This window comes from Psychrobacter sp. S1-30-MNA-CIBAN-0213 (assembly GCF_040309845.1).
Classification (GTDB): Bacteria; Pseudomonadota; Gammaproteobacteria; order Pseudomonadales; family Moraxellaceae; genus Psychrobacter.
The window spans coordinates 18528-31717 of the sequence record NZ_JBEOPE010000006.1 but is presented as its reverse complement, the minus strand read 5'-3'; the positions used below and the strand labels follow the sequence as shown (position 1 = coordinate 31717).

The following is a 13190-nucleotide window of genomic DNA, read 5'->3' as shown; positions in this document are numbered from 1 at the left end:
TTAATCAACTATTAACAATAGATTCCTGCCACTGCTGTTGAGTAACCTTATACAAGACATGCTCAGCAAGTGGATGGCTGGGATTAAGCATTGGATGATAAAAGTTTTCTTGTGTATCAGTCATACCAATACGCTGCATAATCAATTGCGAGTGCTTGTTAATAACGGCAGTAAAGGCGACGACTTCATCAAGCTCTAATGTTTCAAATGCGAACCTTAACGAGGCTCTTGCTGCCTCAGTTGCATAACCTTGTCCCCAATAGTATTTGTGTAGTCGCCAACCAATTTCCACATTGGGCGCAAAAGGCATATCAGCATGTGCTTCATTCAAGCCAACCATACCGATAAAGGTATCCTTCTTTTGTAAACTGCCTTTTAGACTCACCGCCCAAAACCCCCAACCTTTATCTTCAATAAGCTGCTGGCACTTACTGGCTATCACATCGCTCAATGTTGGCGATAATAGCTTGGGAAAGTATTTCATTACCTCGGAATCAGCATTCATCTCTGCAAACACAGCAAAGTCGCTTGGTTGCCATTGCCTGAGGTAAAGCCGTTCTGTTGTTAGCACTCTTTGCGTCATGATATTTTGCCTGCTTCGTCCAATGCCTAACTCTCCTAACATTTACTACATTCTGCCGCTATACATTCACTTTATACTTCAAATTACGTGCCTCATCACCCATCAGCCCACGAAACCCCCGACAATGCGCTGGTTGCTCTTTTATCGTAATCTCGATATCTATCAGTGCGATTCCTACCTCTGATTCAATACGTTGAAACAATGCTTTGATCAGCGCCTTCTGAGTAGCGATAGTACGACCAGCCATCATATTAATCTCAATGACAGTATAAGCTGCAGACCTATCAGCAGGATAGTAAAAATCCTCAGAGTCTAGCGGTATGAAGCGCTGTGCCCTTTTATCCTCTGGTAGTCCAAGCACCGACTGCTTGCAGCTATGAATGACAGTAGACAGCGCTGCTTAAATAGGATTGAGATTCTCTTTAACACCATAGATAACGATCATAAGTAAGCCTATATACTTTAGAGAAAATTATTTTATTTAATTTAATTTAATTTAATTATAAATTATATTTCTTAGGAATAATAAAAAATATTTTATTATAGTTAAATTTATATAAATTAAAAAAACAATCCTTAGCTTATTATTTATTTACATATTTAAAAATATCATTATTTTTTAATTAATTTCTAATATAATATAAAACTATAATTTTATTTAAAATCCTACATCTTAATATTTTAATATTAAAAATTAATAAATAAAATTTAATATATTTTATTATTTGTTAAATCATATTTGTTTTTTATATTATCGAGAATCCATATATCAATAATGCTCATATAGTCTAATCGATACTTCGTACACTATACCTTACAAGGCATTGATAACACCTGCTTAATAATCTTAAAACAATCTCAAAACAATGACTTTTAAAGCTATTTTTTTAGTTATATAAAACTTACAACTCATCTATAAAAAAATAAAAACCTCTTATTTATATTCGTTTAAATGAATATAAAAATATTTATATAAAATACTTATATTCTTTAAATCGAATATTAATTCTCGGTTAAAATAAAAATTTAATTATGGTTTATACAAATTAATTAACTTCACTTTGTATTACTTTTGTATTACCATTAATTATAAATTATTCTTTAATTAAAAGTATTAGTTATTTCTTCTCTACTAATGTCAATTTATTATCAGCAGATCTTACTGTTATCAGGCAGGGTTTTGACCACTACAGGATGTTACCTTATGAATCGCAATTATAAAGTTATTTGGAATCAGTCATTAAACTGTTTTATGGCAGTAGCAGAATATGCGAAAAGTCGCGGCAAATCATCAAGTGCCGTCGTAAGCTCTAACGCTGCAAGTGCTTCCAATGACACGCTAACGGGAGGCGCGCAACTCTTGCGCCTTAGTGCATTGTGCGTGGGGCTAGCTAGTGCTGGATTTAGTATGCAAGCAGTAGCTGTTGTAGGAGCTAGTTCAATAGATACTAACGAATGTCTTATTTCTGCTCTTGGCACAGATACCATGGCAGATAAGTCTACTGGTGATATCGCTATAGGCTGTGAGAGCGATGCTAGTGGCACTAATAGTATTGCTATAGGTAATAACGCGACTACTAATGCAAGTGATTCAGTAAGCTTAGGCGCGAATGCTCAAGTAACAGGCTCTAGATCTGTAGGCATAGGCGTTAATGCTCAAGTAACAGGCTCTGGATCTGTAGGAATGGGCGTTAATGCCCGTGCTGATGGTAATAATACGGTAGCCATTGGTGAAAATGCTCAAGCAACAGGTGGTCAGTCAATAGCAATCGGGGGAGTAGGTGGTGGACAATTCACTACAGCGAGTGGTGATCAGTCTACTGCTATCGGTGCGAACACAGTGTCGTCAGGTAGCTCGTCAATTGCCATCGGTGGTGATGATCTAAACAAAGCCTCTGGAACTACTGTAAACCCAGATGGTACAGAGACTGTTGGCGCAGTCAACAGTGGTGAAGTCAATACGACTTTTAAAAAGTACTCTGGTGGTCGAGATTTGGTGAATACCGCTGCAGGTATGCAATATCCAAATACTGCATCAAGCGGTGCCGCTTCTGTTGCCATTGGTGTACAAGCAGTATCATCTGGAGCACTGTCGACTGCGTTTGGTACGCAGGCCAATGCTGGAGGTACTGCATCCGCCGCATTTGGTGTCTCTGCTAGTGCGTCCAAAGAAGGCTCGGTTGCTATCGGTGCAGGCAGTAAAACGGATGGTAGCGCAACAAAGGTCGAAAGCCAGACAGTTAACGGCATCACCTTTACAGGGTTTGACGGTGCGTCAGGTTTTGCTGGTAATGTAGGCGATGCTGGGCGTCAAGTATCTGTAGGTCTCATAGGTAATGAGCGCCAGATCAAAAACGTGGCGCCAGGTGAGATCTCTGCATCCTCTACCGATGCGATTAATGGCAGTCAGGTTTTTTCAGTCACGAATAAGTTGGTTGATGATATCAGAGGTGCTCAGGCAACGGCTGATGCTGCCGCTAGTGGCACATCCGGTATCGTCCGTCAAGATGCCGGTACAGGCGCGATTACGGTTGGCGCTCAGACTGGCGGTACAAGCGTTAACTTTACTGGTACTGATGGCGTGCGTACCTTAAGTGGTCTTAAAAATGGTAACGTTGCTGCGGGTTCAACCGAGGCGGTGACTGGTGATCAGTTAAATACTACTAATAGCAATGTCACTACTGCTCAAACAACAGCAAACACGGCAAACACTACGGCAAATAGTGCCCTCGCCCAAGCTAATCAAGGCTTTAACATCAGCGCGGCTGGTGGTGCTAACGATAACGTCCAACTTGGTGAAAATGTCAACTTCACAAATACTGATAGCAATCTAGTTGTAACCAATACTGTTGATAATGGCATTAATTACGACTTAGCGGACAATATCAGTGTCAATACCGTATTGTTGGTGATGCCACCAACAATACGGTATTGACCAGTACGGCTAATGGTTTAAATGTCGGTGGTGATAAAATTACTAATGTTGCAGATGGTAGCTTGAATACTACAAGCACTGATGCGGTTAATGGCAGTCAACTTAACGCGACAAATACTAATGTCACAACCAATACAGGTAATATTACAACCAATACTGGCAACATCGCTGACCTCGCTTCTGGTAAAACAGGTCTTGTCCGTCAAGACGCCGGTACAGGCGCGATTACCGTGGGTGCTGCCACAGGTGGTACAAGCGTTAACTTTATTGGTACTGATGGCGTGCGTACTTTAAGTGGTCTTGCCAATGGCAACGTTGCCACAGGTTCAACCGAAGCTGTCACAGGTGATCAGTTAAACACTACTAATACCAACATCACCGACAACAGCAATCGCTCTGTTGGCAATATAGCTGCCTTGGGCGATGGTGCAGCTTATAATGCAGCAACTGACACTTATACCGCTCCAAGCTACCTCTTAGATGATGGGACTAACAGCAGCACGACCTCCACCTTCCGCAATGTCGGTGATGCGCTAGGCAACCTTGATACTCGTACTACTACTAATACCACTGATATTGCGAAAGGCATCAACGTTGGCGATGGCACGACAGACAACAACTTTGCGTTAGGCGATACCATTAACGTCACTGGTGACAGCAATCTAACCAGCAGCACCACCGCTGATGGCGTACAAGTAAGCCTCAATGAGCAGGTTGACCTTGGGGTAAATGGTAGTGTTAGAACTGGTAATACTACAGTTAATAGATCTGGCATTACTTTAACCGGTGGTACGAACCAAACAGTGACTCTAAGCAATGATGGTCTTAACAACGGTGGTAATCGTATTACTAAAGTTGCTGACGGTATTGTGTCTGACGACGCTGTCAATAAAGGTCAATTAGATGCAGCAGCAGGGGCTGGTAACACTAAAACTGATGCTTTAGGCAACAGCACGGCAAGCAACTTAGGAGGCAATGCAGCTTATGATTCAGATACTGGCATTGTCAGCGCACCTACTTATACCCTGAACAACGGTAACAATGATGCGATAACAACCGACTTTAATGATGTTGGGAGTGCTTTAGGTAACTTAGACACTCGTACTACGGTCAATACTGGTGACATTGCCAACGTTCAAGCACAAGCAGATCTTGGCTTTAACATCAGCGCGGCTGGTGGTACTAACGATAACGTTCAATTAGGTGAAAATGTCAACTTCACAAATACTGATAGCAATTTAGTTGTGACCAACACTGTTGATAACGGTATCAATTACAACTTAGCGGACAATATCAGTGTGACCCAAGCAACCATCGGTGACACGACTAACAATACGGTGTTGACCAGTACGGCTACTGGCTTAGACGTCGGTGGTGATAAAATTACTAATGTCGCAGATGGCACTATTGCAGCTGGTTCAACAGATGCAGTGACTGGTAATCAGCTGAATGCTACCAATGCTGACGTTACTGTTAATACAGGTAATATCACTACCAACACTGGCAATATCGCTGACCTCGCCTCTGGTAAAACAGGTCTTGTGCGCCAAGATGCCGGTACTGGTGCGATTACAGTTGGTGCTCAGACTGGTGGTACAAGCGTTAACTTTTCTGGTACTGCTGGCGTGCGTACGCTAAGTGGTCTTGCTAATGGCAACGTTGTCGCAGGTTCAACCGAAGCGGTGACGGGTGATCAATTAAACACTACCAATACCAATGTCACCGATAACAGCAATCGCTCTACTGGCAACTTAGCGGCATTAGGCGGCAATGCTGCTTATGATGCGGCAAACAATACTTATACCGCTCCAAGTTATACCTTAGATGATGGGACGAACACAGGCACTAATGCCCCAGCCTTTAACAACGTTGGTGACGCGCTAGGTAACTTAGATACACGCACCACCACCAATACAGCTGACATCAATAAAGGTATTAGCTTTGGGAATGGTACGACAGATAATAACTTTGCGCTAGGTAATACTATTAATGTCACTGGTGACAGCAACCTAACCAGCAGCACCACCGCCGATGGCGTACAAGTTAGTTTAAATGAGAGCGTTGATCTTGGTGCAAATGGTAGCTTCACCACAGGTAACAGCGTCTTGAGCAACACCGGTCTGACTATTACTGGTGGACCGAACGTCACCAGTGCTGGCATCAATGCCGCTGGTAACAAAATCACCAACGTCGATGACGGTACGGACGCGGGTGACGCGGTGAATTTCGGTCAGCTAGAAGCATCAAGCAATGCTGCTGATACTAAGGCAGATGCTTTGGGCAACAGTACCGCCAGTAACTTAGGTGGCGGCGCGACCTATAACGCAACCACTGGCGCAGTCAGCGCTCCAAGCTATACCTTAGATAATGGCGCTAATGCTGGTGTCAACACTACGGTCAATAACGTGGGCGCTGCCCTCACCAATCTTGATGGCCGTACCACCACCAATACCGGCGATATCGACGATATCAACGCTGGTCGTACCGGTATTGTCCGCCAAGATGCCGGTACTGGTGCGATTACAGTTGGTGCTCAGACTGGTGGCACTAGTGTCAGCTTTGCCAATGTAGATGGCGATGCTCGTCAACTCACCGGCGTGGCAAGTGCAGGTGACATAAGCTTACCTGCCAATGCTAATACTGCAGTGAATGCTGGTGATGTAAACACTGTGGTAACTGGTCTCACCAATACAGGTTTACAGTTCTCAGGTGACAGCACTACCCCATTCACTCGTAAGCTTGGTGAAGAGCTAAAAGTACGTGGCGGTGCGACTGAAGCAGATCTGACCGATAACAACATCGGTGTGGTTGCCAGTAACGGCGATACTTTAACCGTCAAGCTCAACAAAGATATTAACTTGGGTGCAACTGGTAGTGTCACCACGGGCAACACCACAACCAACACTACTGGTGTGAGAGTTGATGACGGTACTGTTGATGGTAATGCCACCACTATTACTGCCATAGGCACTAACGTCACAGATGGTACTAATACAAGCAACTACGGTGCAAATGGCTTCACAGCGACCGACGGTATTACCAGTACGGTCTTTAACCAAAGTGGGATCAGATTTTTAGACAATAACAATGATGCTATCGGTCCTAGCATCACTGCTAGTGGTATCGATGCTGGTGGTACCGTCATTACTGGTGTGGCAGATGGTACTATTGCAACTAATAGCACAGATGCTATTAACGGTGGTCAATTGGCAGCAACAAATGCAACCTTAGAAGCTCAAAAAACCAAATACTTCAGCGTCAACTCAACTGGTGGTACTAACGAAAACAATGAGGGGGCGACAGGTGAAGATGCAATTGCTATCGGTAAAGACACTTCAGCTACTGGCTTCAAGGCGACTGCTGTGGGTTCTGAAAATCAGGCTTCAGCTAGTGGTAGCTCGGCCTTCGGTACATTTAATGATGTATCAGGTGAGGTTGGCTCAGCCTTTGGTGTATTTAATAACGTAACAGGTCCAGCCAGTTCTGCTATAGGTGCATTTAATAACATATCAGGTGAAGCTAGCTCAGCTGTAGGTATTGAGAACACCATTGATGCTGACAACGCCTTTGTCATAGGTAACAACGTCACTATCGCTACCGGCTTAAATGGCGCAGTAGGTATCGGCAGCGATACCACGGTGACAGCCTCTACCCTCGCAAGTTTTGCCCCTACTGGTACAACCGTTGTAGGAACAGCAATAGGTAGCAATGTAGTCAGTATCGGTAATGCAGGTAGTGAACGTCGATTGACTAACGTCGCCGCCGGCGGTGCAGATACCGACGCTGTCAACGTCAGTCAGCTAAAAGGCTTAAGTACTACAGTTGATGATAACTCAGCTTTATCTCAAGGCAACCTTACCGCTTTAGGTGGCAATGCAGCATACGATGCGTCAACTGGTGTTTACACTGCACCTGTTTTCTCTGTCGTGAGCAATCCATCAAACGCAGCTACTAATGTCCGTACCGTTGGTGATGCAATCACTGCACTAAATTCAGCTGTACAAACACCGCTTAGCTTCACTGGCGACAATACAACAGTTACAGTGACTCGTAAACTCGGTCAGGCACTCGTCGTAAAAGGTGGTGCACCGTCTACAGCTGCTCTGACGGACAATAATATTGGTGTGGTCGCTAATGGTGTTGATAACTCATTAACTGTGAAATTGGCTGAGAATATTAATCTCGGTACGAATGGTAGTGTTACCACTGGCAACAGCGTCTTAGACACCAATGGATTAGTGGTCAATGATGGTATAGGCGACGACGTCACCAACTTAAGTGCCACTGGCACCAACGTCACCGACAGTACCAACACTAGTAATTATGGTGCGACAGGCTTTACGGCTACTGACGCTGCGGGTCACAATGGCACAATCGTTAATCAGACAGGCATAAGCTTTACTGACAACGTAGGTGCTCCTACTGGACCGAATATCACGGCAGCAGGTATCGATGCCAATAATACGCTTATCAGTAATGTTGCAACTGGCGTCGCTGACGGTGATGCTGTCAACAAAGGCCAGTTAGACGCAACAGCGACCGCTGGTAACATAAAGACCGCTGCCTTAGGCAACAGCACCGCCAGCAACTTAGGCGGCAATGCAACTTATAATGCAACAACTGGCGCGATAAGTGCCCCAAGCTATCTCTTAGATGATGGGACTAATCAAGGCTCTAATGCCCCAGCCTTTAATAACATCGGTGATGCGCTAGGCAACCTTGATGGCCGTACCACCACCAACACCAGCGATATCGACGACATCAACGCCGGTCGCACCGGTATCGTCCGTCAAGACGCCGGTACAGGCGCAATTACGGTTGGCGCTCAGACTGGTGGTACAAGCGTCAGCTTTACTGGTACTGATGGCGTGCGTACTTTAAGTGGTCTTGCCAATGGCAACATTGCCGCAGGTTCAACCGAAGCGGTGACTGGTGATCAGCTAAATAGTAGTGCGGCTTCTCTTGCAACTGTCATTGGTGGCAATGCAACGAACGCTGACGGTATTGTTACCGCAACCAACATTGGCGGCACTGGTGTTAATACGATTGACGGTGCCATCTCTTCTGTTAAAGATGCGGCTACGAAAGCGAAAAGTACCGTCACTGCAGGTAAGAACATTACCGTCTCCGAAACGGTCAACACTGATGGTTCTACTGACTATGAAGTCAAAACCAAGGATGACTTAGCACTTACTAGCGTGACGACCGGCAATACCGTAACCAACACTGCTGGTGTAAGCATTGATGATGGTGCAGACAACATCACGACCATGACTAGTGCAGGCACCGACGTCACTGACGGTACTAATACCAGCAACTATGGCGCAGAAGGCTTTAGTGCCACAGACAATGCTGGTAACAATGGCGTCACTGTCAACCAAGGCGGCATAAGCTTCATTAATGGCACAGGCGACACAACAGGGCCAATCATCACGGCACAAGGCATCAATGCAAATGATACTAAAATTACTAACCTAACCGATGGTTCAGTAGCTAGCGATGCAGCAACCTTTGGTCAATTAACCGCTGTTGCTGGTGGAATAACTGCAGGTGGGGTTCAGTATGATCGTAATACTGACAGCACAGTCAGCACAGTGAACTACGATAAAGTCAGCTTTGCTGGTACACCGGCGGTGATTGGTAAAGACGACAACGATAATAATATCGTAGTCAACGGTGGTACTACTCTTACCAATATTGCTAATGGTATCAATGCTGCTGATGCAGTTAATAAAGGTCAGCTTGATAGCGCTACTAAAGTCAAAATCTTCGATAAAAATGGTGATGAAGTTACCATTAATATCGCTGAGCAAGTCGCTAATACGTCTGTAGATAACAGTAATTTGGATTCGTTGTTCTTAACCTACGATGTCGAAGGTCAAGAAGTTACCGATCGTTTAAGTATCGGTCAAACCGTGCAAAAAATGAATACCGAAGGGGTAAAATTTGCTCATACCAATGCCGTTAGTGCTGACGGTGATTTGGGTATTACCAATGACTCAAGTGCTGGTGGTGCTAACTCAACAGCTATTGGTGTCAATGCTATTGTAGAGTCTGGTGCAGATAGTACGATTGCCTTAGGATTTGATACCAAAGCGACGACAGAAGCTACAAACTCTGTAGTCATAGGTAAAGGCTCTCAAGTCAATGGTGCCTCTTCTGTTGCCATCGGTGATGGCGCTCAAGCCAACGGCACTCAGTCTATTAGTGTAGGTACAGGCAACATCGTCAATGGCAATAACTCTGGTGCCTTTGGTGACCCAAGCATTATCGATGGTAATAACAGTTACTCAGTAGGTAATAACAATACTATTGATAGTGATGACACCTTTGTTTTCGGCAACAATGTCACCCAAACCGTTGAAGGCTCAGTGGTATTGGGTACTGGCTCTGCGGCTATAACAGGTGGTGGTATTGCAGGGTTTGGCGCCAATAGTAATGCCGCTATTGCTGCCACAACCAGCACTACAGGCGCAGTTGCTGTAGGTAATGCTGATAATGGCATATATCGCCAAATCACAGGTGTTGCTGCTGGTACCGCCGACTCTGACGCCGTCAACGTCTCGCAATTAAAAGCAGTCAGTGACGCACTTGGTGATAGCAATGCATCCCTCAATAATGCAGCAGTCCAATATGATAAAAACCCAGATGATACTGTCAATAAAGGTAGCATCACGTTAGGTGGCGGCACTGGAGGCACTACTATTACTAACGTGGCTAATGGGGTTGGAGCAACAGACGCAGTTAATAAAGGTCAGTTAGATAACCTTGGTAGCGGTGTCGCTGGGATTATCGGTGGCGATGCCACCTATGATGCTGATGGCAACCTTACTGCCAATAACATTGGTGGTACTGGTCAAGGTAATATCAGTGATGCGATTGCCTCTGTTAACCAAGGCAATGCTCAGGCCAATGAAGATATCCAAGCCAATAACGAGAAGATCACAGACAATACTGGTCGTCTTGACGCAGGTATCAGCTTTGGCGCTGATAATGGCGATAACATCAGTCAGAGCGTCGGCGGTAATAGTGGCAGTATTCAGTTTGAAGGCGGTAATAACATTACGACCAGCACTGCTAATGGCGGTATTCAAATTGGCCTAGATGGCAACATCGAAGTCGATAGTATCACCACAGGCAATACGGTGGTTGATAACACAGGCGTCACCATCAAAGATGGTCCTAGCATGACAACTGAAGGCTTTAATGCTGCCAATACCGTCATCACTGGAGTTGAAGCTGGTACCAATGAAAAAGATGCGGTCAACTTCGGTCAACTCACTGCTCTTGATAAAAAACTGGGTGATAGCGTCAATGCCCTAGGCTACAGAATTGGTGAAGTCGAAGACAATGCAAACGCTGGTATCTCAGCAGCGATGGCAATGTCTTCATTACCGCAAGCTTATATTCCAGGTAAGTCAATGGTCGGCGGCGGTATCGCGTCATACAATGGCGAAAGTGCAGTGGCTGTTGGTGTATCTAAAGTGTCTGATAACGGTCGTTGGGTAATTAAAGTGAATGGTACGGCAGATACGCAAGGGAATGCTGGCGGTGCAATTGGTGCAGGCTTCCATTTCTAGTATAACAACGTTACTTCACGACAGCGTTTGTCTGCCAGTAGGTTTGGTTATAAATAGATAGGCGCTGTCAAATTACTCATAAAATATATTAAGGAATGGATAATGAAAAAATCTGCATATCATTACGGCTTGCTGGCAACGACTGCTTTACTATTCACAGTGACTGGCTGTACCAAAAAAAATATAACGCCGACTTGGCATTTGTCTCCTGGTGCCCAGCATGGATCTGTTGATGCCAATGACTTGGTATTCCCTGATCCAAACAAAGCGTGGCAAAAAGGAGGTAGTATTGTCAATCATGAAGATGTTGCTAATATCAAAGTAGGTACTACCAAAGATCAAATCTACCAGTTGATTGGCACACCTCACTTTAGTGAAGGATTTAACGCTCGCGAATGGGACTATATTCTCAAATTCTACGATGCTGATAAAAAAGTCGAGACTTGCCAATACAAAATAATCTTTGATGATAGCTATGAAGGCAGAATACGTAACGACGAATTCTTTGCCACTGAGTTTTATTGGCAACCAGCATCCTGTGCTAAGTATGCGCGCTAATCTATTTAACTCATAAGCCATATAATTAAACTGAAAAGCCATACAATTGAACTAAGAAGCAAAACATTGAAAGCAAGGCATCTAATGCCTTGCTTTTAATGCCGAAAATGCCTTACTCAAAATAAATGACTGCCTAATATACTAGCCAAAATCAATTTCATCATTCGGTTTTACTATTGGCATGTCAGCTTCAGTCCATGCCTCAAAACCACCTGCAATAGATACTACTTGCTTATAGCCAAGCGCTTCTAATGACTGCGCTGCCAACGCTGCACGTCCGCCGGTCTTACAATAAAGCACAATATTGGTATCAGCACCAGTAGTGGCTGTTAGGTCGTCAATTTTAAACTCTAATAACCCGCGAGGTATCAGTACTGCCTTTTCAATATGACCAGTAGCGTATTCCTCAGGTTCTCTTACATCGATAACGATATCGGCTTTATCACAAGCAGCAGCTGCTTGCGCCAGTGCAACTTCAGTGATTTGTGCTTTAGCAGCGCTTACTAAATCCTGTGGGGTTTTCATAGTTATACCTCAAAATATGGTAGACAAATCAGAACAGCTTGATAGGTATTGTTATGATAAAAACACCTAAGACAGCCAACTTAAACATCAAAAAGTATAGGGCATGTTGAACATTTAAAATTACTATCAAAGACCATTCACTATTAAAAATAGTATATTATTTTGTATATTATATCTACAGATTTCAACTTATTTCAATATATTCATTTATATAATAATACATTACTCTGTCGCTGCTTCCACTCTGATATCTAACGTCAGATTTCTCGTCATTCCCAGTAAGGCGTATTTATTAATCTTCCATTTAGTGCGATCAATCGTAGTGGTAAAACCTCCCCCACAAACTGAATTTTTACGTGAGGGGCTAACATAGCAATCAAAATTGGTAGCCGTTAGCGTGACCGGATGAGTCTCCCCATGTAGCGTTAGTTTGCCATCGACTCGGATAACCTCTGAGCGTGTTTTGTCAGTCATAAAATACCACTTAGTAGACTCAAAGTAAGCCAAGGGAAATTGTGCCACATCAAAGAAATCACGACTCGCCAGCTTTTGATTGAATGATCGACTACCTGTACTTAAGGATTTTATTGGAATGATAAGCGAGATGTTGCCCGTGTGTGCATTTGGATCATATTGTAGCTGCCCCGTCACATTGTAAAAGCCACCCGTATGGGTGGAGTTTTTATTAAAATAGTCGATGGCGAAACGTACATTGGTGCGGGCTGGGTCAATATTATAGGTCGCAGCATGACTACTGGCACAAGACACTATTAACAACGACGCCATTAGTGGCTTGCGATAGTGGGATAGCTTTCGATCGGGTAAAAGACAACTCATAGTGGCATTCCTTTGCGCAGTTGTTTCAACGATACAATTTCAACGATAAAATAGTCATTAAACCACTGCTTATGATCGTAAACTTAAGCTAAAAATTTAGACGATAAAGAAGCTGCCATTACTTAGATTCACTTACTTAACACTTATTATTAAACTTTGGCGCAGCAGACTC

6 protein-coding genes and 1 pseudogene are annotated in these 13190 nt (G+C 43.9%); 3 read left to right on the top strand and 4 right to left on the bottom strand.

Annotated elements, in window-relative coordinates; genetic code table 11:
* Positions 1–4 precede the first annotated feature (4 nt).
* Complete coding sequence (locus AAEY87_RS07560; RefSeq protein WP_350656627.1) at positions 5–583, bottom strand: GNAT family N-acetyltransferase; 579 nt, start codon at positions 581–583, stop codon at positions 5–7.
* Positions 584–641: 58 nt separating this feature from the next.
* Positions 642–944: a tautomerase family protein gene (locus tag AAEY87_RS07555; RefSeq protein ID WP_350656626.1), complete on the bottom strand. Its 303-nt coding sequence runs from the start codon at positions 942–944 to the stop codon at positions 642–644.
* An 843-nt stretch (positions 945–1787) separates the two neighbouring features.
* Between AAEY87_RS07555 and AAEY87_RS07550 the strand changes: the two genes are divergently transcribed.
* The 3 genes and pseudogenes from AAEY87_RS07550 to AAEY87_RS07540 all read left to right on the top strand — a co-directional run bounded on the left by AAEY87_RS07550 (position 1788) and on the right by AAEY87_RS07540 (position 11656).
* Entirely contained in the window at positions 1788–3518 is a 1731-nt protein-coding gene (locus AAEY87_RS07550) for an ESPR-type extended signal peptide-containing protein (protein WP_350656625.1), read from the top strand.
* Between the two features lie 47 nt (positions 3519–3565).
* Positions 3566–11098, top strand: a pseudogene (locus AAEY87_RS07545) (YadA-like family protein); the annotation flags it as partial.
* 102 nt (positions 11099–11200) lie between these two features.
* The gene (locus AAEY87_RS07540; protein ID WP_350656622.1) at positions 11201–11656 is read left to right on the top strand and encodes an outer membrane protein assembly factor BamE; all 456 of its coding nucleotides are present in this window, start codon (positions 11201–11203) and stop codon (positions 11654–11656) included.
* A gap of 141 nt (positions 11657–11797) precedes the next feature.
* Here the strand turns inward: AAEY87_RS07540 and AAEY87_RS07535 are convergent, their stop codons facing one another.
* Both AAEY87_RS07535 and AAEY87_RS07530 read right to left on the bottom strand, forming a co-directional pair.
* Positions 11798–12181 carry a rhodanese-like domain-containing protein gene (locus tag AAEY87_RS07535; protein WP_350656621.1) on the bottom strand — a complete coding sequence of 128 codons (384 nt, stop codon included), beginning with the start codon at positions 12179–12181 and terminating at the stop codon, positions 11798–11800.
* Between the two features lie 222 nt (positions 12182–12403).
* On the bottom strand, positions 12404–13018 hold the full coding sequence (locus AAEY87_RS07530; protein WP_350656620.1) for a YceI family protein: 615 nt from the start codon (positions 13016–13018) through the stop codon (positions 12404–12406).
* Positions 13019–13190 lie beyond the last annotated feature (172 nt).